At 68.4% G+C, this 24612-nt stretch carries 27 protein-coding genes; 26 read left to right on the top strand and 1 reads right to left on the bottom strand.

The annotated features are described in order from the left end of the window. Positions 1-5 precede the first annotated feature (5 nt). From MQN93_RS40900 to MQN93_RS40800, 21 genes are all read left to right on the top strand, one after another. Positions 6-386, top strand: a complete 381-nt coding sequence (locus tag MQN93_RS40900) for a pilus assembly protein (RefSeq protein WP_242713496.1) — start codon at positions 6-8, stop codon at positions 384-386. Position 387: 1 nt separating this feature from the next. After that, positions 388-741 carry a TadE/TadG family type IV pilus assembly protein gene (locus MQN93_RS40895; RefSeq protein ID WP_242713477.1) on the top strand — a complete coding sequence of 118 codons (354 nt, stop codon included), beginning with the start codon at positions 388-390 and terminating at the stop codon, positions 739-741. Between the two features lie 15 nt (positions 742-756). Further along, entirely contained in the window at positions 757-2094 is a 1338-nt protein-coding gene (locus tag MQN93_RS40890; RefSeq protein ID WP_016437719.1) for a TadA family conjugal transfer-associated ATPase, read from the top strand. Positions 2095-2107: 13 nt separating this feature from the next. Then, complete coding sequence (locus tag MQN93_RS40885) at positions 2108-3052, top strand: type II secretion system F family protein (RefSeq protein WP_016437720.1); 945 nt, start codon at positions 2108-2110, stop codon at positions 3050-3052. A gap of 31 nt (positions 3053-3083) precedes the next feature. Then, a complete protein-coding gene (locus MQN93_RS40880; RefSeq protein WP_016437721.1) occupies positions 3084-3971 on the top strand; it encodes a DUF5936 domain-containing protein in 888 nt (295 codons plus the stop codon). A gap of 19 nt (positions 3972-3990) precedes the next feature. Further along, positions 3991-5634, top strand: a complete 1644-nt coding sequence (locus MQN93_RS40875; RefSeq protein ID WP_308404519.1) for a sensor histidine kinase — start codon at positions 3991-3993, stop codon at positions 5632-5634. A 104-nt stretch (positions 5635-5738) separates the two neighbouring features. After that, positions 5739-6689, top strand: a complete 951-nt coding sequence (locus MQN93_RS40870) for a response regulator transcription factor (RefSeq protein WP_242713476.1) — start codon at positions 5739-5741, stop codon at positions 6687-6689. Positions 6690-6942: 253 nt separating this feature from the next. Next, positions 6943-7176 carry a hypothetical protein gene (locus tag MQN93_RS40865; protein WP_242713475.1) on the top strand — a complete coding sequence of 78 codons (234 nt, stop codon included), beginning with the start codon at positions 6943-6945 and terminating at the stop codon, positions 7174-7176. Beyond that, positions 7176-7784, top strand: a complete 609-nt coding sequence (locus tag MQN93_RS40860; protein WP_242713474.1) for a pilus assembly protein TadG-related protein — start codon at positions 7176-7178, stop codon at positions 7782-7784. Before MQN93_RS40865 ends, MQN93_RS40860 begins: the two co-directional genes overlap by 1 nt. Before the next feature lie 31 nt (positions 7785-7815). Then, positions 7816-8394, top strand: a complete 579-nt coding sequence (locus tag MQN93_RS40855; RefSeq protein ID WP_242713473.1) for a hypothetical protein — start codon at positions 7816-7818, stop codon at positions 8392-8394. An 8-nt stretch (positions 8395-8402) separates the two neighbouring features. Then, positions 8403-9050 (top strand): OmpA family protein, encoded by a 648-nt coding sequence (locus MQN93_RS40850; protein WP_242713472.1) that lies wholly within the window; start codon positions 8403-8405, stop codon positions 9048-9050. Between the two features lie 320 nt (positions 9051-9370). Then, positions 9371-10024, top strand: coding sequence for a hypothetical protein (locus MQN93_RS40845; protein WP_242713471.1), 654 nt, complete (start codon positions 9371-9373; stop codon positions 10022-10024). A gap of 206 nt (positions 10025-10230) precedes the next feature. Further along, complete coding sequence (locus MQN93_RS40840) at positions 10231-11037, top strand: hypothetical protein (RefSeq protein WP_242713470.1); 807 nt, start codon at positions 10231-10233, stop codon at positions 11035-11037. A 34-nt stretch (positions 11038-11071) separates the two neighbouring features. After that, positions 11072-11383 carry a DUF6317 family protein gene (locus MQN93_RS40835; protein ID WP_242713469.1) on the top strand — a complete coding sequence of 104 codons (312 nt, stop codon included), beginning with the start codon at positions 11072-11074 and terminating at the stop codon, positions 11381-11383. After that, positions 11380-12768 carry a putative T7SS-secreted protein gene (locus tag MQN93_RS40830; RefSeq protein ID WP_242713468.1) on the top strand — a complete coding sequence of 463 codons (1389 nt, stop codon included), beginning with the start codon at positions 11380-11382 and terminating at the stop codon, positions 12766-12768. Before MQN93_RS40835 ends, MQN93_RS40830 begins: the two co-directional genes overlap by 4 nt. Further along, positions 12765-13427, top strand: a complete 663-nt coding sequence (locus MQN93_RS40825; RefSeq protein WP_242713467.1) for a hypothetical protein — start codon at positions 12765-12767, stop codon at positions 13425-13427. Before MQN93_RS40830 ends, MQN93_RS40825 begins: the two co-directional genes overlap by 4 nt. A 1-nt stretch (position 13428) precedes the next feature. Beyond that, a complete protein-coding gene (locus MQN93_RS40820; protein WP_242713466.1) occupies positions 13429-14058 on the top strand; it encodes a hypothetical protein in 630 nt (209 codons plus the stop codon). Positions 14059-14179: 121 nt separating this feature from the next. Continuing rightward, positions 14180-15409, top strand: a complete 1230-nt coding sequence (locus tag MQN93_RS40815; RefSeq protein ID WP_242713465.1) for a hypothetical protein — start codon at positions 14180-14182, stop codon at positions 15407-15409. A 253-nt stretch (positions 15410-15662) separates the two neighbouring features. Then, entirely contained in the window at positions 15663-17909 is a 2247-nt protein-coding gene (locus tag MQN93_RS40810; RefSeq protein WP_242713464.1) for a Tox-REase-5 domain-containing protein, read from the top strand. Between the two features lie 109 nt (positions 17910-18018). Next, positions 18019-18735, top strand: coding sequence for a hypothetical protein (locus MQN93_RS40805; protein WP_242713463.1), 717 nt, complete (start codon positions 18019-18021; stop codon positions 18733-18735). Then, positions 18732-19259: a hypothetical protein gene (locus tag MQN93_RS40800; RefSeq protein ID WP_242713462.1), complete on the top strand. Its 528-nt coding sequence runs from the start codon at positions 18732-18734 to the stop codon at positions 19257-19259. Before MQN93_RS40805 ends, MQN93_RS40800 begins: the two co-directional genes overlap by 4 nt. On the opposite strand, the gene MQN93_RS40795 is transcribed toward MQN93_RS40800, so the two are convergent. Continuing rightward, positions 19240-19659 (bottom strand): DUF192 domain-containing protein, encoded by a 420-nt coding sequence (locus MQN93_RS40795; RefSeq protein WP_242713461.1) that lies wholly within the window; start codon positions 19657-19659, stop codon positions 19240-19242. The two genes, MQN93_RS40800 and MQN93_RS40795, sit on opposite strands and share 20 nt — an antisense overlap. A 118-nt stretch (positions 19660-19777) precedes the next feature. Here MQN93_RS40795 and MQN93_RS40790 point away from each other — a divergent pair, with 118 nt between their 5' ends. The 5 genes from MQN93_RS40790 (at position 19778) to MQN93_RS40770 (ending at position 24434) form a co-directional block, all read left to right on the top strand. Next, positions 19778-20581: a prepilin peptidase gene (locus MQN93_RS40790; protein WP_242713460.1), complete on the top strand. Its 804-nt coding sequence runs from the start codon at positions 19778-19780 to the stop codon at positions 20579-20581. 98 nt (positions 20582-20679) lie between these two features. Beyond that, positions 20680-21288, top strand: a complete 609-nt coding sequence (locus MQN93_RS40785; RefSeq protein WP_242713459.1) for a dihydrofolate reductase family protein — start codon at positions 20680-20682, stop codon at positions 21286-21288. A gap of 41 nt (positions 21289-21329) precedes the next feature. Then, the gene (locus tag MQN93_RS40780) at positions 21330-22208 is read left to right on the top strand and encodes an LLM class flavin-dependent oxidoreductase (RefSeq protein ID WP_242713458.1); all 879 of its coding nucleotides are present in this window, start codon (positions 21330-21332) and stop codon (positions 22206-22208) included. 52 nt (positions 22209-22260) lie between these two features. After that, positions 22261-23097, top strand: a complete 837-nt coding sequence (locus tag MQN93_RS40775) for a class I SAM-dependent methyltransferase (protein ID WP_242713457.1) — start codon at positions 22261-22263, stop codon at positions 23095-23097. A gap of 563 nt (positions 23098-23660) precedes the next feature. After that, positions 23661-24434, top strand: a complete 774-nt coding sequence (locus tag MQN93_RS40770) for an isoprenyl transferase (protein ID WP_016437742.1) — start codon at positions 23661-23663, stop codon at positions 24432-24434. Positions 24435-24612 lie beyond the last annotated feature (178 nt).

The raw sequence follows: 24612 nt of genomic DNA, 5'->3' as shown, positions 1-24612 counted from the left end.
CGGGGATGGCTGTGAAGGAGCGGGACCGGGGGCAGGTCACGATCGAGTTCCTGGGCATGACGCCGACGATCATTGTCACGCTGGTGGTGCTGTGGCAGCTCGTACTCGTGGGGTACGCGTTCACGCTTGCGGGGAATGCTGCGGACGAGGCGGTCCGGGCGGGAACGGCGGCCGAGTACGACGGCGAAGGGAAGTGCGAACAGGCGGGCCTCGACAAGCTGTCGGGCGCGTGGAAGGAAGGGACGACCGCGCGGTGCGGGGGGTTCGGCACCGGCTACATCACCTCGGACGTCAGCATCGAGGTCCCCGTCCTCTTCCCCGGCACGATCAGCTTCCCGTTCACCGTCAAGGGCCACGCGGGCGCCGTGGAGGAGGGGACGAACTGAGATGTCGTACGGGAGCAAGAGCCGCGACCGCGGTCAGGTCGCCCTCGAATACCTGGGGTTCCTGCCGATCCTGCTGCTCGTGGCGCTGGCCGCCGTACAACTCGGCCTCATCGCCTACGTCGCCCAGCAGGCGGGCACGGCCGCACGCGCCGGCGCGCGCAGCGCCTCGCTGCAGCAGGGGGCGGAACAGGCGTGCCAGGACGCGGTCAGCAGCTGGGTCGACGTCAAGGGATGCCCGGCGTCGACCAGCGGCGACGAGGTCACCGTCACCGCCACCGTCCACATCCCGTCGGTCGTCCCCTTCTGGAACTTCGGAGACGCCCACAAGAGCGCCACCATGCCGCTCGACCACTGAGGCTGCGAGGACCACATGAGCCTGCGGGCACGCATCAACTCCCCCGAGGAGAACGGCAACCGGGGCGAGGACGGCCACATGGTCGCCTCGTACCGCGCCAAGCTCCTGGAGGAGATCGACCTCGCGGAGATGAGCGCGCTGGCCGCCGCCGAGCGCCGCGCCCGCCTGGAGCGGGTGCTCGGGCACATCATCAGCCGCGAGGGCCCGGTGCTGTCCACGGTCGAACGCTCGCAGCTGATCCGGCGCGTGGTCGACGAGGCACTGGGCCTCGGCATCCTCGAACCGCTCCTGGAGGACGCGTCGATCACCGAGATCATGGTGAACGGCCCGGACGCGATCTTCGTGGAGCGCGGCGGACGGGTGGAGCAACTGCCGCTGCGCTTCCCCTCCCACGACCAGCTGATGCAGACCATCGAGCGCATCGTCTCGACCGTCAACCGCCGCGTGGACGAGTCGAATCCGATGGTCGACGCGCGCCTCCCCTCCGGCGAGCGCGTGAACGTGATCATCCCGCCGCTGTCCCTGACCGGTGCCACCCTCACCATCCGCCGCTTCCCGCGCTCCTTCACGCTCCAGGAGATGATCGGCTTCGGCTCGCTGGACGAGCACATCCTGTATCTGCTGGCGGGCCTGGTGCAGGCGAAGTTCAACGTCATCGTCTCGGGCGCCACCGGCACCGGAAAGACGACACTGCTCAACGCCCTGTCGGGCCTGATCCCCGAGGCCGAACGCATCATCACCATCGAGGACTCGGCCGAACTCCAGCTGCAGCAGGCCCATGTGATCCGCCTCGAGTCCCGCCCCCCGAACGTCGAGGGGAAGGGCCAGGTCACCATCCGCGACCTGGTGCGCAACTCCCTTCGTATGCGCCCCGACCGCATCGTCGTCGGTGAGGTCCGCGGCGGCGAGTCCCTCGACATGCTCCAGGCGATGTCGACCGGTCACGACGGCTCGCTCGCGACGGTGCACGCCAACAGCGCGGAAGACGCACTGATGCGTCTGAAGACCCTGGCCTCCATGTCCGAGGTCGAGATCCCCTTCGAGGCACTGCACGACCAGATCAACAGTGCCATCGACGTCATCATCCAGCTCACCCGCTTCGCCGACGGCGCCCGCCGCATCACCGAGGTCGCACTGCTCGACAGCCACGGCAGCGAGCCGTACCGGCTGGCGACCGCGGCCCGCTTCAACGCCCAGCCGATGTCCTCCGACGGCCGTATCTACGGCAACTTCGAGTACTTCCCGCTCCCACGCCGTACCGCCGACCGCCTCTACATGGCGAGCCAGCCCGTCCCCCAGGCCTTCGGTGTGGCCCAGTCCGCAGACCAACTGGCGACACGAGAAGCGAAATAGGACGGATCAGCAGATGGATCTGCAAACCCTCGTCACGCTCACCACCGGCATCACCCTGCTGACCTGCGTCCTCGGGGTCATGGGCCTGCACGCCTACGCCATGGGCAAGGCCCAGCGCCAGGAACTCGTCGACCGCCTCTCGGCCACCGGCCACATCCCCCTCGGCGGCAAACGCCGCCGCTTCCGCAACCTGGACCGACGACTCCGTCGTACGAAGACGGGCAAGAAGCTGGAACTGCGGCTGGCGGCCACGGGGTTGGACATCACGCCGGGGGAGTTCTTCGTCTACATGATGGGGACGGTGGCGGGTCTGTGGCTCATCGGCCAGGCGACCCTGGCCCCCTTCTTCGGCCCGCTGGCCGGCCTGCTCGGCATCTGGGTCGCCCTCCAGTTCCTCAACTGGCAGCGCCAGAAGCGCATCGAGAAGTTCATCAACCAACTCCCCGAACTCGCCCGCATCCTGGCGAACGCCACCCAGGCGGGGCTGGCCCTGCGCACGGCGATCGGGATGGCGGCGGAGGAGTTGGAGGCGCCGGCGGGGGAGGAGTTGGCGAAGGTCGCCAATCAACTGGCGGTCGGCGCGTCCCTGGACGACGCACTGAGCGACATGGCGGAACGGCTCCCGTCCCGCGAACTGGTCGTCCTGGTCACGACGTTGGTGCTGTCGAACCGGGCCGGCGGACAGGTGGTGAGCGCCCTGCGCAACCTCACGGAGACGCTGGAGGAGCGGAAGGAGACGCGGCGGGAGGTGCGGACTCAGTTGTCGCAGGTGAACATGACGTCGTATGCCGTCCCCGTGCTGGGCGTGGGCTCGTTGTTCCTGATGAACGGGGTCAAGGACGGCGCCCTGGAGCGGATGACCGGCTCCCCGCTCGGCCAGGGCGCGGTGATCATCGCCTTCCTGCTCTACGCGGTCGGCTTCATCCTCATCCGCCGTATGTCCCGTATCGACGTCTGAGGCGTCCGAGCAGCCTGGAGGGAGGACGACCATGGCACTTCTGCTGGCACTGGTGATGGGCCTCAGCGTCTGGGGCATCTTCGCGGGCATCCGCATGTACCGGGCCGACGCCCGGCTTCCCGGGGACCTCGCGCTGGCCCTGGAGGTCGGTTCCACCCGCACCGGCGCCGTCGACTCGCTCGTCGACCGCCTCGGCATGCGGTACGCACCCGCGGTGCTGCGCCTGATGGGCCCCAAGATGGTGGCCAAGTACCGCCGCAAGATCGACCTCGCGGGCAATCCGGGCGGCCTGACCATCGACCGCTACGCGGCCCGCCGCGCGGTCTACGGCTTCCTCGGTGGCGTCGGCGGACTGGTGTTCCTGATGAAGGGCAACTTCATCGTCGCCCTCATCCTGTTCGCGTTCGGCGGCTTCTGGACCGAGGTCGGCATCTGGGCCGCGATCCGCATCCGCAAGGACGTCATCGAGCGCACCCTCCCGGACTTCCTGGACGTACTCGCGGTGGTGGTGAGCGCGGGACTGGGCTTCCGGCAGGCCCTGGACCGGGTGGCGTCGAAGTACGAGGGCCCCTGGGCGGACGAACTGCGCATCACCCTGCGCCAGATGGACCTCGGCATGAGCCGCCGCCAGGCCTTCGCGGAACTGCGCCGCCGCAACGACTCCGAACAGGTGGCGATGTTCGTGACGGCACTTCAGCAGGGCGAGGAGCTCGGTGCACCGATCGTCGACACCCTCGTAGCGCTGGCGAAGGACATGCGCCGCACGGACGCGCAGAACGCCCGCCGCAAGGCAGCCCGCGCGGTCCCCAAGGCCACCATGATGATCACCACCTTCATGGTCCCGGCCACCATGATCCTCCTGGGCGCCGGACTGATCCTCGGCTCCGGCACCGACTTCGGCTCCCTCACGGGCAAGTAGGGACGGGGTGACGACGGCCATGACGACGAAGGAACGCACAGGCCTGCTGCGGCGGCGTCCCAAGACTCCGGAGATCACCACTCCACCCGCAGGCACCGTCCTGCCACCCCACGTCCGCACCGGCGCACCCGACATCCCCGTGACGTCGGTGACCCCGGCGCTGCCGCCGGGGTGGGAACCGGCGGGGACACGGCTGCCGGGGGTGCCGGCGCAGCCGGATCCGAGGGGGAAGGTTGGGGCTCCGCCCGTACCTCTGAAGCAGGGTGCGGATTCGCCCCCGGCTGCAGAGGTACGGACGCCCACGCGCACGCCCGCACGGGCGCCGGAGCCTGCACCGATGGCGGCACCGGTACATGCACCGGTGCCGGTACCGGTATCGACGCCGAAGCCGACGGCGGAACCGGCGTCTGATGGCGAGCCCGGCGCCGCGGCCATCCCCATCCAGGTCAACGCGCTGCAAGCCATGTGCCGCCAGGTGTTCGGCTTCCGTCTGGCCATGATCGCCCTGGCCGCCCCCGCCGCCCTCGTCAACGCCTCCCCGGGTTTCGCCACCCGCCTCGTGGGCGCAGCGGTCGTAATCACCTTCATGGGCTCCTACGTCCTCTTCAGGGACTGGGAACGCTTCGGCCCCCTCCTTCTGCGCCACCCCACCCTCCTGGTGGTGGACACCCTCTTCGGTTCCCTGCTCCTCATCTCCGCGGGCCCGGACACCACCCTGGCCTACGTCAGCGTCTGCACCCCACTGCTGGCCGGCATCGTCTACGGCTGGCGGGGCGCCGCGGCGTTCGCATCGCTCCAGGCGCTGATCCTCGTCATGGTCTACGCGGCGTCGAAGGACCTGCACGGAGCTCCCGCGGAGACGCTGCTCCTGCCCGGCCTGTGCGTGATCGCGGGCGCGGTGGGCTCGGCCCTGCGCAATCTCATGCTGCGGTTCGGCGCCGCGACACAGGCGCTGACCACCGTGCAGGCACGCCTCGCGGTCACGGAGGCGGTCAGCGCCGAACGGGCCCGGCTGGCCAGGGAGATGCACGACTCCGTGGCCAAGACCCTGCACGGCGTGGCGCTGGCCGCGGACGGTCTGGCAGGTTCGGCGGGCGCGCCCCACATGGACGCCAAGCTCGTCAAGCAGCAGGCGGAACTGGTGGCGCGCTCGGCCCGCCGGGCGGCGGCCGAATCACGCGAACTCCTGGCCGACCTGCGCCGCGAATCGGATCCGGACCACGCCACGGACGTCCTGGTCGAACTCGCCGCCCGAACCCGGGACTTCAGCACGCGCACCGGCCTCACGGCCTGCTACCGCCCCACCGGCGAGCACGCTGTCCCGCCCGTGCCGCCGGCCGTCGCACGCCAGCTCCTCACCATCGCCTCGGAAGCCATGGAGAACGCCCACCGTCACGCGGGCCCGACCCGGGTGGACGTGAGCGCGGGCGTCCACGGCGACCTGCTGCGCATCAGCGTTTACGACGACGGCCGCGGCCTGCCCACGGGCACCACCCTCGAACAGCTGCGCCGCGCGGGCCACTTCGGCCTGGTCGGCATGGTCGAGCGCGCCGCCTCCGTCGGCGCCCGCATCCGCATCGGCCGCGGCGGCCACCCCAAGGGCACGGAAGTCCGCCTGGAACTCCCGCTTGCGGCCCTGACGACAGCGAGTGCGCCGGCATGAGTACGCGGGGCATGAGTACGCGGGGCATGAGTACGCCGTACACGTATCGCTACGAGCCACAGGCGCCCCCACGCGCCGCACGAGAGGAAAGGAGGCCACTCCCGATGCCGGACCCGACCGCTCCCCACTCCGGTTCCCCGGAGCCGCCGCCCAAGAGCCCGTTCGAGGCCTTCCCGCCACCCGTACCGCTCAAGGTCGTGGTGGCGGACGACAACCCGGTGGTGCGGGCCGGCCTCACGGCCCTTCTCTCCGGCCGTTCCGACATCACGGTGGTGGCGGAGGCGGCAGACGGCCGCCAGGCCTACGAAGCCGCTCTCCAACACCGCCCCGACATGGTCCTCCTGGACGTCCGCATGCCCGGCGTGGACGGCATCTCGGCGCTCCCGTACCTCGTCCGCATCGCCCCGGTCGTGATGCTCACGTACAGCAGGGAGTCGGAGATCGTCCAGGAAGCCCTGCGCCGAGGCGCCGGCGGCTACCTCGTGCACGGCGAGTTCACCGCCGACCAACTGGTCGCAGCGGTACGGGACATCAAACAGGGCCGACCCCACTTCACCCCGACTGCAGCGGGCGCACTCCTAGACCAGCTGCGCCAGGGACAGCCGCCCGCCGACGCCCCACTCCCCGAGGGGCTGGGCCAGTCCGATGCGACTGCATACGGCAACGCTGCACCGACGTCACCAAACGTTCACACTGAAGTCCCCCCACAACCAGGGAACTTCACCCAGCCATCGGGTTCCGTCTCCGCTATTTCTGCAGAAAACCTTTCGCAGATGCAACCGGATATGGCACAGTCGTCGTCAGGATGGACGAGTGGCCGTCCGGCCGCTCCCGACAGGTCGAGGTTCCAACTGAGCACCAGGGAGGCGGAGATCATGGACCACATCGCGTCCGGCATGAACAACCAGCAGATTGCCGCCACCTGCTTCATCAGCGAGAAGACCGTCAAGAACCACATCAACCGCATCTTCGCCAAACTCCACAGCACCAGCCGCTCCGAGGCCGCAGCCAAGTGGCTGGGTACGGCGCCTGGTTCGGGCCGAGGGTTGGGGTGAGCGGGGGTGACGGTGCGGGGGATCGTGCAGCTGGGCCTGCGGACCCAGTCCGCGGACGCGCGGGCCCAACATGTCGGCTGGGCCTCTCTTTGGGCCCGTGATTGGGCCCTGGGACCCTCTGATGGGCGAGGTGTTCCGCCGTACGTTTCTCGTGTCGAAAGCGGCACCGGCAAGGAGGAAGCCGGTTACGCGAACGACACAGACACGCAGCAGTCGGCCGGTGAGCGGCCGGCCGAATCCGGAGGGGAACACTATGAGCGACCTGATGCTGAAGACTGCGGTGGCGACCCAGGTACGGGTGAACGGCTGGAAGAACACCACGGTCGACGCGATTCGGCGTCGTGGAGGCGACAAGGGCCAGACGGCGGTCGAGTATCTGGGCATCATCGCGGTGGTCGTGGCGATCGTTCTGGCGATCACCGGCACGGATCTCGGCAAGACGATTCTCGACAAGATCAAGGCGCAGATCGCCAAGGTCGCTCCTTGATGCGAGCTCGCCGGTACGGCGATGCAGGGCAGGCCTTCCCCATCTACATCACGGTGGTGGGGGGCCTGCTCTTTCTTGCGTTCGCCTATTTCGCGGTCGGCCAGGCCGCAGCGAATCGGAACGGTGCCCAGACAGCCGCCGACGCGGCGGCACTCGCGGCGGCTCAGGAAACCAGGGACGATCTTGCCGAGTTGTGGGTGCAGAACGTACTCGACCCGGGCAAGTGGCAGGAGATCCTCACCGGTGACAAGGCAGTGCTCAATGGCTGCTGGCGTGCATACCAACTGGCGTCACAGAACGACGCGCACTTGAACGGTCCCGCTCCCTGTGTGCCGAACCTGTCGTCCCTGAGCTACACGGTCTATGTGAAGGCCGACAAGCCCGTTGGCGAGTCCATCGTGCCTGGTACGGAGACGCACTACGCGCACGCACATGCCACTGCCGTGATCGAGCCACTCTGCACATTCAAACCCCCGGCGTCGGACGCGGGTGACGTGTTGCCCCGGCTCTCCTGCGCCGACGGAAAGTTCTGGGATCTGGACCCTGAGCACCTCACCGATCTGCCCGGACCCGAGGACCTCTTCGACGTCCATCTGGCCGATTCATAAGCGAACGACGAGTGGAGAAGGAAACACAGGCATGAGCATTCGGTTCACTTCGAAGGCCCGCAGGGGGATGGTCGCGTTGACCGTTGCGGCCGGTCTGGCCCTCGGTGTGGCCGGTTGCGGCAGTGGAGGCGACGACAAGAAGCCCGATTCCTCGGCATCTGCCTCCAAGGACGGTGGATCCAATCCGAGTGCTCAGGAAGGGCAGTCGGACGAACCTCTGGCCGAACTCAAGGGTCCCGATGGCCTCAGCCTGAAGATCACGTCGGCCACGCGGGATTCCGGCGGATTCCTCACGATCAACGGCGAGCTCAAGAACGACGGGAGTGAGGCGGCGGTCCTTTCGTCCCAACTCACCGGCAACGAGACCGAGATCATGAAGAACGGTCAGTCCTTCGGAGGGGCAACCCTCGTGGACACGAAGGGGAAGAAGCGCTACTACGTGCTCCGGGACACGGACGGGCGGCCGCTCACCACGACCGGTGTCCAGGACGTGAAGGCGGGCGGCACCGTCTCCATCTTCATGCAGTTCCCCGCGCCGCCGACGAGCACGGCCGAGGTGGACTTCCAGCTGCCGACGTTCTCCACTGCCAGCATCAAGATCTCCGCGTGAGGCCGGCCATGACCCGTACCCTCAGCCGAGCGACGACCCCGCGGCTCGCCCTTGCCGTCACCGCAGCGACAGTCATGGTTGCCGCGAACCTCTACGGCGCGGCCGCGGCCCACGCTGACGCAAGCCCCAGCGTCCCTCCGGGCACCGAGGCCTCCGCCTCCGCTCCCGTCAAGGTCGACCCCAACGACCCGGACCTCAAGCTCCCCGAAGGCGCCACCCTCGCGGCATCCAAGGTCCTCGACATCAAGTCGGTTGTAGAAGACCAAAGCGGCGACGAGCGCCGAGAAGACACCAACACCGACGTCACGTTCGCCCTCCAGGCAGAAGTCCTGTTCCCCAAGGACAGCGCCAAGCTCAGTGGCGAGGCCAAGTCGCGCATCGCGACGATCGCCGACGAGATCAAGAACCAGAAGGCGACAAAGGTCCGCGTCTTCGGCTTCACCGACAACCTCGGCTCGTCCGCCCACGGCGACGTCCTCTCCCGCCAGCGCGCCAACGCCGTACAGGACGTCCTGGACCAGCAGTTGAACGACCCGAACATCACCTTCGAGGTCCGCGGCTACGGCGAGCAGTACCCGATCGCCGACAACTCGACGGAGGCGGGGCGGAAGAAGAACCGGAGGGTGGAGGTCACGTTCCCGCGTACGGAGGGCTGACGACAGGGAGCACGCGACGGCCCGTCCCCCGAGGGTCCGAGGGGCGGGCCGACTCGTTGCCACAGCACTCCTTCGACTGATTCAGAAACGCGCGGTGGCAAACGTGCGCCCTCTCCGCGGGATCGACCAGCGTTCATGATCGTGCTGTTGGTCACTTGATGTGTGAGATCCAGTCACGTGGTGTGTGGGGCAAAAGCCCACAACTGTGGTGAAAGTGGCGCTCGGCTCGCCTGATCTTGGAGATACATCAGTTGGTGTCGCCTCGGACCCCACCGATAGCTTTGGTTCGCTCAAGTTATCCCCCACCCTAGGAGTCCTGAGTGAACCGCCACGCCCAGTTGGTGACAGCCGCGCTCACTGTGTCCGCGGCTCTGTTGCTGACAGCTTGTGGCTCGGAGGGAGACGACTCGTCCTCCGACAAGATCGCGGGTGCCGACACCGGCGCCACGAACTCGGCCTCGCCCTCGGTGTCCGCTTCGGCGGACGGTAGCGACCGGCCGGAGATCAAGCTCCCCGACGACATGAAGATGGTCTTTGAGGGTCAGCAGACCGGCGATGCCATCAAGGACGCGGTTCTGGCGGACAACGCGCGGGCCGTCAGCACCGTGTGGCAGGCGATGGCCTACGGCAATCTGAAGAAGTCCGGTATGGGCTTCTACTACACCGGCGCCGCTCTGACAGGTGTCTACGACTACGCCAAGAGCAACATCGCCAAGAACGTCAGCTGGGCGGGGACCCTGCGCTACTACGACCGCCGGGTGACGGTGTTCGACAAGGCGTCGGCTGCCATGACGTACTGCGTGGACGAAAGCAAGGCGGACCTCAAGGACCGCAAGTCGGGCAAGCGGCAGGGCACGACGACCTCGTCCGACAGCTACGTCTTCTACAACGCAGGCATGAAGAAGGACAAGGCCGGCGTCTGGCAGATCTGGGACCTCTCCGAAGACCGGGGGTCGCAGAAGTGTCGGCCCTGACGCGGCGCGGGGCGGCGACGGCCCTCATCGCCACCGCGTGGGTTCTCGGCACGCACCCGGCCGCGGCCGGGGACTTCGGAGGCAGCGGCGCCCAGACATCCAAGACGTCGGGCACTACCTCGGGTCTGGCCCTCGAGTCCCGTGTCAGCTTCAGGGTGGATGGCCAAACCACGTCGAAAGGCGGCGGCCCCATCACCTCCGCGTCCGTGGACTGGGAACCGCCGGCCTGCTGGTACGAGCCGTACTGGGAGGCCAAGGACTTCAAGACCTACATGGAAGCCCAGTGGTCGATCTACCAGTCGGCCGGCGGAGCGCCTGGGCGCATCCAGGACGTCAAGTCCCGCTACAAGGACGGTCACCCGTACAAGGACTTCAACGCGGACAAGAACGGCAAGGGGATGTGGTGGGTGGCTGTGAAGAACCCGGAGATGAAGGACGAACCCGCCGCCAATGCCTGCACGCGTGATCCTTTCTGGGTGAACAGCGGTGAGAACCCGGACGTTCCCCAGGCCATCGACACCAAGACCCTTGCGGGCCTCGCCTACCAGCGGACCACGGTGCCCGCCACGAAAATCTCCACTGCTCCGAAACGCAAGTCGACGGTGAACGCCCCCACTTGGGTATGGCTGGACAAAGCCGCTTACACGCCCGTGTCCGCCACGGCCGTCCTGCCCGGCACCGGCTTGTGGGCGACCACGACCGCCAAGCCGGTGAGCCTGCACATCGATCCCGGCACGGACGACGCGGCAACCCTCCCCGGCTCGGGTGAGCGCGCGATCAACGACAACGGTTCGATCGGTGAGCCGTACGCGAAGGGAAAGGCCCGTCGGACGCCGCCCTGCGGTGTGACGTACCTGAGGTCGTCGGGCGACGGGTCCTACCCTCTCAAGGCGACTCTGACCTGGCAGATCACCTGGAGGGGGACGGGCGGCACGGGCGGCGACCTGCCGAACGGCACCTTCGCCACTACCACCGCCGTACCGGTGCAGGAGATTCAGGCTGTCAACCGCTGAACGCGGCATTCGCAAGCGCACCCGGGGGATTCACATGGCAGAGCGGTTGAAGGTCGACGGTACTGAACTGGACAAGTTCTTCAAGGACTTGACCAAGGCCAAGAATTCGTTCGTGGCGCTGCAGAAGGCCTTGCGCGACTCGAGCATCGAGGGCCTCGGCACGGACGATCTGGACGAGGCCTGTGACCAGTTCCAGGAGGACTGGCACTACGGCACCAAGGAGATCGCTGAGCAGATCGAGAAGCTCACCGACATCACACAGCAGGCCAAGAACGACTTCCATGAGGTGGATGTGGCCTTGGAGAAGGCTCTGCAGAAGGCGATGCGGAAGGGGGCGAAGACGTGACCACTCCCGTTGGAGACGGCGGCGTTCTGTCCCCTGAGGAGTCGCGGCACAGCAACACCCTTGCGGACCTGAACCGCCCGCAGGGATTGCAGACGGATCCTGGTGTCAGCAATTCCGCATACCCGCACCTTGGCTTCAATCCGGCTCCGGGCGATACAGAAGTGGTGCGAACGCTCCACCGCAAACTGACCAGCTGTGTCGATGAAATGCAGAAGGCTCACTCCAAGGTCACAAGGCTGCTCGACGGCAGCTACTGGGAGGGAGATGCGGCCGTCGCCTTTCGTCAGCAGTTGGAGGACGGCCCACTTCCGACCAACCTGCGTACGGGAGCCCGCTCGGTGGGCAAAGCCGCCAAACAACTTCGCCAGTGGACTGAGGAGTTGGAGGACTTCCAAAGGCGTGCGAAGAAGCTGGAGGGCGAGGCGAAGAACGCTCGTGAGGTCCTGGACAGTGCTCGCCGGAACGCAGGCAGAGCGAAGCGTGCACCGGCCCTGGACAAGGGTGAAGGACGAGCCTACGACGAGGCCAAGTCACACCTGACCAAGGCGAACGCTGCCGTCACCACAGCACAGCACGATCTGGATGACGTATTGCGCAGGGCTCGCTCACTCGCCGAGGAGCACGAACGCGCAGCCCGGCACAGAGCGAAGATGATCCGCGACTCCACAGGGAAACTAGCACCGGACGAGCCGGGGGCGTGGGATAACTTCTCGAACTGGGTGGACGACAATCTGGAGGACATTCTCAGCGGCTGCGCGGCAATCCTGGGGGTCATCGCCCTGTTCGCCCTCGGGCCCGTTGCAGGAGCAGTACTGCTAGTGGCCGCAGCGGTGCTGAGCGGAGCGGCACTCTATCTGCGCTTGAGCGATCCCGCGGTGCGGGCGTCGTTGTGGGACGGATTCTCCAAGGGAGAACTCGACCTCGACTTCTGGAGCAATGTGCTGGGTGTGACAGGTGACATCCTCGGAGTCGTCCCAGGCCTGGGAGCTGTCGTGAAGGGCGGCTTGAGGGCCCCTGCAGCCATCCGCGCGGCTGCAGCAACGACAGAGGGCACCCTCTCCATCGGGCAACGGATCGCCGCCATCGGAACTTCGGTGAAGGAGGAGGCCACGGCCATCTCCGAAGCCCCTGGCCTGCTGGAGAAGTTCAGGGTCTTCGGCGCGCAGACTGACAGCGTCCTTCCGAAGGTGGAGAAAGCCGCGACCTGGTTGGGTGCCGGCACGTCAGCCACCGGACTGGTCGGAAGTGCCTACGACGCATTGGACAGCGACGGCGTGAAGGTCACCACCAGCGTCCTGGACGGGGCAAGAACCGCTGGAATCGACCTCACGGGCGCATCCGGAGTAGTCAGATACCTGGTCCGAGGAGCCGAGGCAGTGTCATGACCGCCACTCCTTTCGTCACCGACGCTTCAGCACGGTTGCCCGGTGCCGATATCTGGTTCGCGTTGCCCGCCGGATTCTCACCCTTGCCGACGAGAGAATTTATGTCGTCCGGGAACGATGGCAGAACGCCCGACGGCGAAGCTGTCCTCTCCTCACTTCTTGCAGCTTCCGGGAACTCCACGGAGCGGCAGCGACTTGCGGCGATGCTCGCTCCCGTTCGGCGGATGATGCACGTACTGGTGGAGACGGGGGTCATTCAGTGTTCGGTAGGGCTGCACACGGACGACGAGGGCGATGGCAGGCTGCTGCTGTCGCTTTTCACGCTCGCGTGGCGGCGGCTGCCCTGGGCGCCGCGTAGCATCATGGCCGCCCGCATGGCGGCAAGCGCTGAGAACGCCGTAAACATGGAGTTGCTTGAACTTCCGTGTGGTCCGGGGTCATTGGTGGAGACGCATACGGTGGCGCCGGGTTCGGGTCTGGGGGAGCGACTGCTCCAGGTCAGCGCGTATGTGCCCTACCCGGACGGTGAACGTCTCGCCATCCTGAACCTTGCGACGCCCGCGGTGGAGCGGGCGGAGCACTATCGCGCACTGCTTCGTGAGATCGCCTTTCTGGTGAGCTTCGATACCCCGTTTTCGCCGGAATCCGACAAGGAATGACATGAGTGCCTCCCACTCGCCGACAGCCTGGGACGACCCGGACAGCCGCAGTGCCTGGACGAGGCTGTTTACCTGGGCGGTCCTCGGCCAAGTCCTGTGGCCATTGACCTGTATCGGGTCCCTGCTCCTCATCGTGGGAGCGCAATGGCCGGTGTGGCTCTGCTTCGTTCCCCTGCTGTACGCGGCCTACCGAACGGTTCTCCAATACCGGTACGTCACCGAGGCGTTCCAGATCCGACGCATTCTCAAGGAGTACGCGTGGCAGGCGTACGCAAGCCCGGAGAGCGGCATCGGGGGAGTACCCGGGGCGAAGAGCGGCGACGTCTGGTTGAAGCTGCCCAATCCGGAACGTCCTGATGACCAGGTCGCCATCATCCTGCACGGCCATGTCCGCTCACCATGGTGGCGGCGTCGGCTGGGCCCCGGGGTGAAGCCGCAGAAGAAGGCCCAGGTGGCCGAAATCTGGTTCGCCGGTGACGTTCGTTTCGCCGGTGTCCTGGCGGCCCCAGGGCCGGGGCGCCTCTTTCTCCTGTACCAGCACCCCAGCAAGGGCTCACGTTTCCGCACAGACGTCCACGAGGCGGCCGGTGAGGCACTGCACCGTGCCCGCCGTGCCGGCGTCCGCATTTGAGGCCGACGAGTTGCCGTACCTCCGATCCCCCGGACCAGACGAAGAAGGAAGCATCGTGCAATCCCCCACCTGCCCCACGGCCTGGGACCATCCACCGACACGCAATGCCTGGATGCGGCACATGGCCATGAACGTGGTGGGGTTGATCGCTTGGCCAGGTGTCTGGGTCGCTCTCCTCTTTGTGTCGAACTCGACCTACCCGTCGAACTGGATCTTGTGGATCTTCATCCCGTACTCCCTCTACGGCCTTTACCGCTTCCGCGTCCAGTTCACCTACTTCCCACAGGCTTTCCGGATGCGCCGGGTGCTGCGCGCGTATCCGTGGCAGTTCCTGGAAGGGGTTCCGAGCGGGCTCGGCAAGCACTCCGGGGCTCGGGACGACGGAATGTGGTTCGAGTTCCGGAATCCGGCCGATGCCGAGGAGAAGGTCCCGTTGGTCTTCATCAGGCATCCACGGACCTACTGGTGGCTGAGGCGCCTGGACGGTCCTCGTACCCGGCCTCGACTCCGCGCGCAGATCGAACCACTCTGGTTCGCCGGCGACCCTCGCTTCCTCGCGGTCGTCGCCGCGCCGGGGCGTGGTGGCAGGGCGCCCAAGCGGCTTCACTTCCTGTACCAGCGTCCAGCGGTCGACATCCAGTGTGCGCCCGACAGTTGGGGCGCAACACCGGCCGATCTCGAGCGCGCCCGCCGCGCTGGGGCGCGTGTGGACACGCCGCCGTTCACCCCCACCGCGGATGAGGTGAACGATCAGGGAACGGAAAGGCTTCCCTGGGCCTCCCAACCAGCGCTCAAGCACCCGCCCACCGGCAAGGCCGTTCGGCGTCGTGTCGTTCGGCAGATGGTTCTTCTCTTTGCGGTCTGGCCTGCGCTCGTTCTCGTTCCGCTCCTGCTCGTGGTCGGCGGCGATGAGGGGTTCATTCCCATCATGGTCAGGATTGTCGTGCTTGTGCCGATCGTCGTGCCCTTCCATATCTGGGCACTTGTGACGGCCCTGCGCATGCACCGCGTGTTGAGTACGCATTCCTGGCGGCTGGTGGAGTGCGAGGTCGTGAGGGCGGCCGCGCACGGGTGGCGGCTCAAGGACGGGTCCTCGTCCGGGCGGAAGGCCCGGGTCCCGGCCATCCTCCGGATCGGTGGCCATGGCACCGTGCTGACGGCCACGCCCTTCAAGCGGTACGTGAGCCCGCGGCTCAACCACCTGTGGTGTGCGGGGCCGCCCGGGGTCGGTGCGGTTGTTTCCGAGCCGGGCGGGGCGCGGCCCTTCCGTCTGGCGAAATACAAGGGGCCCATCGGCGCCTCCGCGGCCGCACCGGTCACGGGCGAACGGGCACAGGTTCCGGAGTCGTAGCAGGGCCGGCCGGCAGACCATGGTGATTGGGTGCCGATTTGGGCCCGCGGGCCCATGTGGCCCCAGCGTCTCCTCCCTACCGTCGAACCCTGTCGTGCACGAACGGCGGGGAGCGGGTCCGGGCACCAGCCGAGGGCTGTGAATCTGGCTTCGCCCGTCGGGAGTTGAGGGGGAGGCGGGCATGGCTGCCATCGGGGGAGGTCCGGGGTACGGGGCTGCGGGGGCGCCCGGTACGGGTGGGCGTAGGGCCGCCATGCCTGGGGCGCTTTCGGCGGCCCTGGTTCTCGTGCATGTGCTGTTCGCGGCCACGATTGTCGGTGGACTCGGGCTGCTGCTGACCGCGACGTCCTACGACGCTCTCGGTGGTGGTGTGCTGGCGCTGGTCGCGTACGCGGCTGCGCCTGGGGCGGTCAGTTGGTGGTTGGGGCGGCGGAGTTGGGAGGGTGGGGTTCGGGTCTGGGGCGCGTTGGTCGCCGTACAGATCTGGTTGATCGTCGCCTCCGTCGGCAATGTCGTGCACGGCTCGCCCCGGGGGTTCGGCCAGCTTCTGGTCCCGGTTCTCATCCTCTGGTTTTTGACTCGGTCGGACAGCCGTGACTGGTATCGGCGTCCTGACTACGAGCGGCAGGAGCGTCGGCCCTTTTCCCTGGCCTGCATGATCCGTTGGCGACGGGACGAGGGGCAGACGGCGGTGGAGTACGCCGGGCTCGTCGCCATCGTTGCCGCGATCGTCACGGCTTTGGTGGTCAGTGGGTTCGGTACGCAGATCTCCGACGGTATCCAGGCACAGATCTGCAAGGTCACCGGTATGGCCTGCCCTGGCCCGTCGGGCGGCGACGGCACGGACGTCAACGCCCGGAAGGGGGACGACGGCACCGGCGGCACCGGAAACACCGGCGGGACTACGGCCGGCACCACCGACGGCACCGGCACCGGCACCGGCACCGGCACCGGCGCCAGCACCAGCACCAGCACCGACAACCCCGATCAGAAGAGCGACGACCAAGACGGCGGGGACGACGGCAAGAAGGACGACGACGGCTGCTTCTCCGGGTTCGGCGCCTTCTTCGGGTGTGCCGGGAATCAGATCAAGCAGGTCGGAGAGGGCCTCTTCGTCGACGGTGTCTGGGGCGACCTCACCGGTATCTACGACATGGTCCGCCACCCCCTCGACACGCTCAGCGGCATCGGCGACTACGGCAAGCAGCTCGGCAGCGACTGGATGGACAACTCCAAGGACGCCCGCGACAAGTGGTCCAAGGGCGACTACCTGGGGGCCGTCCTGGGCTGGGGAGGCGCCTCGCTGAAGACCGGTGGGACCGTCCTCTACGACACGTTCATCGGTGACGACGTCGCCGACCAGTGGAACAGCGGCAACAAGACCCGCGCCGTCACGACGGTCCTGTGGAACGTCGGCTCGCTCTTCATCCCCGGCTACGACGTCGGAAAGGTCGCCGAGAAGCTCGGCGTACTCGGCAAGCTGGGCAAGTTGGGCAAGCTCGCGGAGAAGGCGGGCAAGGCGGCGGAGGACGCGAAGAAGGCGGCCAAGGCCGGTGACGTCAAGGGGGCCGAGAAGGCGGCCAAGGAGGCCGACGAGGCGGCGGACGCGGCCGAGAAGAAGGCCCGTGAGTCCGGCTGCACTCTCTCGGCTCCCGCTCGCAGGATCCCGTACGAGAACGGCGGCCTCTCCGGTTCCGCTTCCGCCGGCCCCGGCCTCTCCGGTTCTGCCGGCACCGGCACCACCGGCCTCTCCGGTCCCCCCGGCACCGGCACCACCGTCCTCGCCGCAGGCCCCTCCTCCCCCTACATCGTCCTCGCCGAAGGCGGCTGTGACGAGGACGCCAAGAAGGAGGCCGAGGAGGCCCGTAAGCAGGAGCGCGAGGCCTACCTGGCGAAGAAGCGGGCGGAGGAGCCGGAGCGCGCGAAGAAGGCCGAGCAGGACAAGAAGCAGTACCCCGAGCCCCGGCACGGCGACACCTCCGACCCGCGCAACTACAACCCGCCGGACTGGGCGGAGAACCTCAGGAAGCCGGACTTCGGCTCGGCCGACAACGGTGACGGCTTCTGGGCGAGCCGGGACCGCAACCCCGCCCCGAACTGGAAGAACGAGTCCTGGCTGCGCTACCAGGAACAGATCACGGGCACGGTACGCGGCCGCGAGTACGTCGTCCCGCACCCCAAGGAGGGTGTGCCGGACGTGGAGTACGACGGCTGGGACGCGAGCAGGCAGACGTATCTGGAGGCGAAGAACGGCTACGACAGCTTCCTGTCCAAGACCGACAAGGGCCGGCTCACGGAATCCGGGAAGCAGACGTTCGTCACCGAGGCGCGCAGGCAGGTCGAGGCCGCGGGCGGCAAGGCTGTGGAGTGGCACTTCTCGAACCCGGACGTGGCCAAGGCGGCCCGCAGGGCGTTCCGTGACGAGGGCCTGAACATCAAGGTCGTCTATACGGAGCAGAAGAAGGCCGGCGGGCCGAGAAAGCCGGAGGCGTTCGACTAGCTCTACCAGCCAGCTCTACTAGGGTGACGGCGGTCGGATCTGTCGACGGTCGATGCCAAGCAGCCGGTGAGGGCCGGTCAGGGCCGGTCAGGGACTACGGAGGGCAGACATGCGACGTGTGGTGCGGGGCTTCTGGGGTCTGCGGCCCGAGCCGGTGCAGCGGCTGACCGAACGGTGGCACCTGACGCTGGACCGGTTGGCCGGCCTGCTCCCGGCCGCCGGCGACGGCACGGGACGTCCGTGGACCTGGCGGGTGGTCGCCGCCTCCGGCCCGGGCGAGGACCTCACCGCGGACGAACCCTCCCTCCTCTCCGCCTTGCGCAGCGCCCAGTCGGCCGAGGACTGGTCCGACCGTACGGGCACCGGCCTGCGGCTGGTCAGGCAGACCGATGCGGGATGGAAGATCGAGGTCAGCGGCCTGGCGGGCGGCGCCCCGGAATCCCTGCTGCAGTCGATGGTGATCACGGTGGTGTCGCCTGGCGCGGAGGTACCCCCCGACGCCGAACTCCTCGCCGCCGTAGCCGAGTTGTGGGACCCGGACTTCGGTGACGTGACCGACGACGACGTCATGGACGCACTGGAGGACGACGCCGAATGGACGGTCGGCGACCCGTCCGTCGGCTGGCTCGCCTACCTCTCGCCCGGCCGAGCAGCCCTGCTGCCCGACGACTTCACCGGCGTACGCAAGGAGATGCAGGGCGGGGGCTTGCTCCTGGACATCGCCGCGCCGGACGATCCGGAGGCCGTGGTCGCGTCGTACGTACGACTCCGGGAGGCCGGCGCCCTCCAGCCCCTGCCCCGCCCCCTCGACCGGGCGACGCTGTGACCGCCCGGGCAGGGGAACCCTTCGACCTCCCGAAAACCGTCTCCGAGGTCAGGGCCCTGGCCACCGCGTCCGTCCCTCCGACGGGTCCGACGGTCGACGAGGGCGAGCCGGACACCGGGGAGTGGACCCGGACGCGCGGCGAGGGCTTCGTGATCGTGCCGCTGTGGGAGAGCGTGCCGTACACCGGAACGTACGCTCCCGAGTGGAACGACTCCGAGGCATCCGCACAGCGGCAACTGGCGTCGCTCACCGAGGAGTTGGACCGCGTCTGGGGGCGTCACCAGCAGGTCGGCATGCGGGTGCCTCTGTTCCGCAAGCTCGCGGGCGAACCCATGCCGCCCCTCTTCCAAGCCCTGACCGACGCGGACTGCTACGGCGACCTGACGGTCTGGGGCCCACTGCCGACCGAAGCCGCCGATGGCCCGCGCTGGGTCGCCGTATCGCTCAACCAGTCCGACGGCGACGCCCCGATGATCATGGCAGGTGTCGTAAGTGACCGGCCGATCACGGAACTTGAGGACTGACGGCCCCGTCCCGCACCTCCACCCGCACCCCCTTCCGCAACCCCCACCTCGCCATCGCCCCGGCCTCCGCTTCCACCACGTGGCGGGAGCGGAGGCGGGGCAGGCCCAGGCGCCAGGGCTTCATGGTGCGTACGGCGATGACGTTGAGGTCGCGGTCGAGGTAGGCGACGTCGATGGGGATGCGCATGCGGAGGGTGTGGATGCTGTTGGCGGGGGAGAGCAGGATCGCTCCGTCGACCGCGTCCCGGCCCAACAGGCCCTTCGTACGCGCCCGGTAGGACGTCGCGATCTCCAACGGCACCTGTGCTCCGACCAGTTCGCCCGCTCCGCCGGGTTCGCCGTTTCTCCGTGCCTCCGGGACCACCAGTGTGCCCCGCCCGTCCCGCCAACGTCGCCCCATGCCGAGGCCTCCTCCCGTTCACCCAACGCCGTAGGGCGAACGTATCCGCACAACAGTGGGCCCTACATGGGCCCACGGGCCCATGCCTGCCCGACTGCCGTCGCCGTAGGGTCCCGCCGTGGGCGTACTCCTGATCGTCATGGCCGCCGTCTGGGGAGCGGGTACGGGCCTCGTGCTGCCCCGCGCGGCCCACCGGTTCTCGGTCGAGGCGGGCGAGCCCTGGAGCGCGAACTGCCCCGCGGGTCACCCGATCACGGGGGCCTGGGGCGGCTGGCTGGGCCGCTCGGTCTGCCTGGCCACGCAACCAGTCACGCAACCGACCACGCCGACCGGACCGACTGAACCGGCCGAGCACACCACCCCCTGCGGACCGTACGGCCCCAGCACCCCCACCGTCTCCACAACCACCGCCCTCCTCTGCGCCGCACTGGCCGCCTCCGCCGGCGGCCCGCACCCCGAGACCGCCGTCTGGGTGCTGCTCACCCCCGTGGCCGTCCTGCTGACCCTCGTCGACCGCCGGGTGCACCGTCTCCCGGACGTCCTCACGCTGCCGCTGGCCGCCGCGATCGCCGTCCTGCTGGGTGTCGCGGCCCTCCTCCCCGCCGCCACGGGCTCCTGGTCCACCGCGCTGCTCGGCGGGTTGGCGCTGGGTGCCGCGTATCTCGTCCTCTTTCTCGTGAACCCCGCCGGCATGGGCTTCGGCGATGTGAAGCTGGCCCTCGCGCTGGGCGTGGCGCTCGGGTGGTACGGCTGGCAGATCCTGCTCACGGGGGCCTTCGTGGGTCTGCTCTACGGCGCGGTGTACGGCCTCGGGATGGTCGTGCTGCGCCGTGCGGGCCGTAGGACGGCGATTCCGCTGGGGCCGTTCATGCTGGGCGGGGCGTTCACGGGACTGGTGCTGGGGGCCTTCGCAGCGAGTTGAGGGAGCTCGGGGGAGCTTGAGGGAGCTGACGGGGCGTATCACAGGCATCGTCCGCCGCACCCGAAACCCGCCTCCCTCGATACGGTGTGCGGCGACCGATGCGGACGGACGAACTCCAGGTGACCCCGATGTCGAAGATCGTGCTGATGATGAACATCTCCCTCGACGGCTACATCGAGGGTCCCGACCACGACATCAGCTGGCACCGGGTCGACGAGGAGATGCACCAGCACTTCAACGGCGTCGTCAGACAGTACGACGCCCTGCTGACCGGCCGCCGTACCTATGAACTCATGGCCGGCTACTGGTCCACCGCCGACGCGGATCCGAACATCACTCCCGTAGGGGCCGAGTTCGCCCGCATCTGGCGCGGCATCCCGAAGGTCGTGTACTCGCGGACCCTGCAGTGGGCCGACTGGAACGCCACCGTCGTACGGGACGTCGTCCCCGAGGCGGTCAGGGCGCTCAAGGAGCGTTCGCTCGGGGACCTCGGGCTCGGCGGGGCCCGGCTCGCCGGGGAGTTCCTGCGGCTCGGACTCGTCGACGAGTACCGGATCTACGTCCATCCCGTCATCGTCGGCCACGGCACCAGGCTCTTCCCGCAGGCCGACCTCTCCGCGTCCCTCCACCTCCTCGACAGCCGCTCCTTCGGCAACGGCGTCGAGTTCCTGCACTACGCGCCGAACAGCGGCAGGCGCGCCGCGTAAAGCGGTTGTCCGGTTCGTTCGGGCGCGGGTAGGAAGAACGCATGACTGGACTCGGTGCTGTGTTCCGACCCCAACTGCCCCCGGAGCGACTGCGTGCCGTGGCCCGCACCGCGGACGAGACCGGGCTGGAGGAGCTCTGGCTGTGGGAGGACTGCTTCCGGGAGGGCGGGATCTCGACGGCCGCGGCCGCCCTCGCCTGGACCGAACGGGTGCGGATCGGGGTCGGGCTGCTGCCCGTGCCGCTGCGCAACGTCGCCATCACCGCGATGGAGGCGGCCACCCTGCACCGGATGTTCCCCGGACGCGCCGTCATCGGCGTCGGGCACGGCGTACAGGACTGGATGGGGCAGGTCGGCGCGCGGGCCGAGTCACCGCTGACCCTGCTGCGGGAGCATCTCGACGCGCTGCGCGCCCTGTTGCGCGGGGAGCGGCTCACGACGAGCGGACGCTACGTCCGGCTCGACGACGTCGGCCTCGACTGGCCGCCCCCGGCTCCCGTGCCCGTCCTCGCCGGGGCCACCGGGCCGCGTTCGCTGCGGCTGGCCGGTGAGGCCGCGGACGGCATCGTGCTCACCGCGTCCACCACGGCGGACGGCGTACGACGTGCCCGCGGGCTCGTCGACGAGGGCCGGGAGGCGGCCGGACGGTCCGCCGATCCGCACGAGGTGGTCGTCTATCTGCTCGCGGCCACCGGCCCCGACGCCGCCGCCCGGCTGCGCGCCGAACTCCTCAAGGAGGAGGGGCCCGATCCCGACCCCACCCTCGGCGTCGCCGGAGACGCCGGCACTGTCGCCAAGGCCGTGGAACGCCTCGCCGAGGCCGGCGCCGACACCGTGATCCTCCAGCCGACGGGCGACGAACCCGACCCGGAGGGGTTCGTACGGTTCGTGGCGGAAGAGGTCAGGCCACTGGTGCCGTGAGCTCGAACCCCTGTTTTCGTGAGCCCCCATCCCTCTGACAGGACCCGACCCCATGCCCCCAAAGCAGCGCCGCAGCTTCGAAGACCTCCTCGCCGAGGGTGTCGCCGTGCCCACCGAAGGATGGGACTTCTCGTGGTTCGAGGGCCGGGCCACGGAGGAGCGGCCCTCGTGGGGGTACGCCGTGTCCCTGGCCGGGCGGCTCGGCGGGGCCACCGCCGCGCTGGACCTCCAGACCGGCGGTGGGGAGGTCCTGGACTTCGCCCTCGGCCGCGCCGCCAAGACCCCGGCGCTCACGGTCGCGACCGAGGGCTGGGCGCCGAACGTCGCCAAGGCCGCCGCTCTGCTCCGCCCCCGCGGCACGGTGGTCGTCGCCGCGCCCGAGGACGCGGCGCTGCCCTTCGCGGACGCCGGGTTCGACCTCGTCAGCAGCCGGCACCCGGTGACCCCCAACTGGCCGGAGATCGCCCGCGTTCTGGAGCCCGGCGGCACCTACTTCGCCCAGCACGTGGGCCCGCGCAGCGTCTTCGAGCTCGTCGAGTACTTCCTCGGCCCGCTCCCGCCCGAGCAGAGCGCCGCCCGCCACCCCGACCGCGAACGCGCCGACGCCGAGGCGGCCGGCCTGGAGATCGTCGACCTGCGCACCGAACGCCTCCGCATTGAGTTCTACGACATCGCCGCGGTCGTCCACTTCCTGCGCAAGGTGATCTGGATGGTCCCGGACTTCACGGTTGAGGCGTACGAGGACAGGCTCCGCGCCCTGCACGAGCGGATCGAGGCCGAGGGCCCGTTCGTCGCCCACAGCACCCGCCATCTCTTCGACGCCCGCAAGCCGCGCACCGGACAAGGTGCGCATCCCGGACGGATCGCACCCGCACATTCGCAGGTTTGACGCGGTTTCCACATTGTTATCGAGGTCGGCTCGCCTCTGTCCTAAGTGTCGCGTAAGTTCAAGACAAGGTAATTCGCGTCAGCAAAGCTGCGCGGTGGCACCGCGCAGTGGAGGGGGCTGCGCGGTGCCCTCTTTCTTTCCGGTGTCCGCGTCAAGCCCCGTCGCGCACCTGGGTCACCCACCCGGGGGACTCCCGCTCGGGCCGCCGAACGAACGCGAATCCGCTGCGATCCGGCCACGGACCGGCCATGAACCAGCCATGAATCAGCCATGAAAGGGCTGCTCCACGGTCATCGGCGCGTCGCCGTTCGATTTCGGAGAGTAGTTGTGGCACGCCGATGCACCCACCGGCACTTACAAAGGGTTATGGTGGAAACCCCCCCTCGGGCCGGTCCGTCTCCCCCCCACGGACCGGCCCGTTTTCATGCCCGCACCGGCCTCGGCGCGCACCCGCCCGGGACGCCCAACTCCCCACCCCCGCACCCCGAATCCTGTCCCAGGGCAGCGCGGGGGTAGGCTGCGAGCCGCGGGGACCGCATCGGTACGGAGGGGCTGACAATCACGTGAACCTGCGCGACAAGCTGCGCAGCCTGCTCGTCAGGCTGTACGCACGCCGGGTGGAGGGGCACCTGGACCACGCTCAGGTGCCCAAGCACATCGGCGTCATCATGGACGGCAACCGTCGCTGGGCGAAGGCCTCGGGTTCCACCACCGTGCACGGTCACCGGGCGGGCGCCGAGAAGATCGAGGAGTTCCTCGGCTGGTGCAGCGAGACGGACGTCGAGGTGGTCACCCTCTGGCTGCTGTCGACGGACAACTTCGACCGCCCCCAGGAGGAGCTCGGCCCGCTCCTCGGGATCATCGAGGACGTCGTACGCACCCTCGCGGCCGACGGCCGCTGGCGCGTGCACCACGTCGGCACCCCCGACTTGCTGCCGGCGCCGATGCAGACCGCGCTGAAGGAGGCGGAGGAGACCACCGCCCACATCGACGGGATACTGGTCAACGTCGCCATCGGCTACGGCGGCCGGCAGGAGATCGCCGACGCGGTGCGCTCGATGCTGCTGGACGCCCATGACAAGGGCACTCCGATGGAGGAGCTGGCCGAGGCCGTCGACATCGACATGATCGGGCGGCATCTCTACACCCGCGCCCAGCCCGACCCCGATCTGGTGATCCGTACCAGCGGCGAGCAGCGACTGTCCGGTTTCATGCTGTGGCAGACCGCTCACTCCGAGTACTACTTCTGTGAGGTCTTCTGGCCGGCCTTCCGCAAGGTCGACTTCCTGCGCGCCATGCGTGACTACGCGGCGCGGCACCGGCGCTACGGCGGCTGACGCACCGCTTCCTGCGCCGGCGAACACCCCACGTCGGGACGGACGTCACGAGGAGTTCACCGGTGCGCCGACATATGTGTCGGCATGGTGACGCATGTTCGAGGGCATAAGCCAAGCAGGTCGACACCCGAACCACGGGTGTCGGTTCTCAGCGGACGGCACGGGGCCGTCCGCCCGG

Source organism: Streptomyces spinosisporus, assembly GCF_022698145.1.
In the GTDB taxonomy this organism is placed as follows: domain Bacteria; phylum Actinomycetota; class Actinomycetes; order Streptomycetales; family Streptomycetaceae; genus Streptomyces; species Streptomyces spinosisporus.
The sequence above is the reverse complement of the archived record's forward strand: the minus strand, read 5'-3'. Positions and strand labels throughout refer to the sequence as shown.

What these genes read in the sequence shown, in the direction of transcription:
- MQN93_RS40900 (WP_242713496.1), top strand. Translation starts at nt 6, where the DNA reads ATGGCTGTGAAGGAGCGGGACCGGGGGCAGGTCACGATCGAGTTCCTG.
- MQN93_RS40895 (WP_242713477.1), top strand. Translation starts at nt 388, where the DNA reads ATGTCGTACGGGAGCAAGAGCCGCGACCGCGGTCAGGTCGCCCTCGAA.
- MQN93_RS40890 (WP_016437719.1), top strand. Translation starts at nt 757, where the DNA reads ATGAGCCTGCGGGCACGCATCAACTCCCCCGAGGAGAACGGCAACCGG.
- MQN93_RS40885 (WP_016437720.1), top strand. Translation starts at nt 2,108, where the DNA reads ATGGATCTGCAAACCCTCGTCACGCTCACCACCGGCATCACCCTGCTG.
- MQN93_RS40880 (WP_016437721.1), top strand. Translation starts at nt 3,084, where the DNA reads ATGGCACTTCTGCTGGCACTGGTGATGGGCCTCAGCGTCTGGGGCATC.
- MQN93_RS40875 (WP_308404519.1), top strand. Translation starts at nt 3,991, where the DNA reads ATGACGACGAAGGAACGCACAGGCCTGCTGCGGCGGCGTCCCAAGACT.
- MQN93_RS40870 (WP_242713476.1), top strand. Translation starts at nt 5,739, where the DNA reads ATGCCGGACCCGACCGCTCCCCACTCCGGTTCCCCGGAGCCGCCGCCC.
- MQN93_RS40865 (WP_242713475.1), top strand. Translation starts at nt 6,943, where the DNA reads ATGAGCGACCTGATGCTGAAGACTGCGGTGGCGACCCAGGTACGGGTG.
- MQN93_RS40860 (WP_242713474.1), top strand. Translation starts at nt 7,176, where the DNA reads ATGCGAGCTCGCCGGTACGGCGATGCAGGGCAGGCCTTCCCCATCTAC.
- MQN93_RS40855 (WP_242713473.1), top strand. Translation starts at nt 7,816, where the DNA reads ATGAGCATTCGGTTCACTTCGAAGGCCCGCAGGGGGATGGTCGCGTTG.
- MQN93_RS40850 (WP_242713472.1), top strand. Translation starts at nt 8,403, where the DNA reads ATGACCCGTACCCTCAGCCGAGCGACGACCCCGCGGCTCGCCCTTGCC.
- MQN93_RS40835 (WP_242713469.1), top strand. Translation starts at nt 11,072, where the DNA reads ATGGCAGAGCGGTTGAAGGTCGACGGTACTGAACTGGACAAGTTCTTC.
- MQN93_RS40825 (WP_242713467.1), top strand. Translation starts at nt 12,765, where the DNA reads ATGACCGCCACTCCTTTCGTCACCGACGCTTCAGCACGGTTGCCCGGT.
- MQN93_RS40820 (WP_242713466.1), top strand. Translation starts at nt 13,429, where the DNA reads ATGAGTGCCTCCCACTCGCCGACAGCCTGGGACGACCCGGACAGCCGC.
- MQN93_RS40815 (WP_242713465.1), top strand. Translation starts at nt 14,180, where the DNA reads ATGGCCATGAACGTGGTGGGGTTGATCGCTTGGCCAGGTGTCTGGGTC.
- MQN93_RS40810 (WP_242713464.1), top strand. Translation starts at nt 15,663, where the DNA reads ATGCCTGGGGCGCTTTCGGCGGCCCTGGTTCTCGTGCATGTGCTGTTC.
- MQN93_RS40805 (WP_242713463.1), top strand. Translation starts at nt 18,019, where the DNA reads ATGCGACGTGTGGTGCGGGGCTTCTGGGGTCTGCGGCCCGAGCCGGTG.
- MQN93_RS40795 (WP_242713461.1), bottom strand. Translation starts at nt 19,659, where the DNA reads ATGGGGCGACGTTGGCGGGACGGGCGGGGCACACTGGTGGTCCCGGAG.
- MQN93_RS40785 (WP_242713459.1), top strand. Translation starts at nt 20,680, where the DNA reads ATGCGGACGGACGAACTCCAGGTGACCCCGATGTCGAAGATCGTGCTG.
- MQN93_RS40780 (WP_242713458.1), top strand. Translation starts at nt 21,330, where the DNA reads ATGACTGGACTCGGTGCTGTGTTCCGACCCCAACTGCCCCCGGAGCGA.
- MQN93_RS40775 (WP_242713457.1), top strand. Translation starts at nt 22,261, where the DNA reads ATGCCCCCAAAGCAGCGCCGCAGCTTCGAAGACCTCCTCGCCGAGGGT.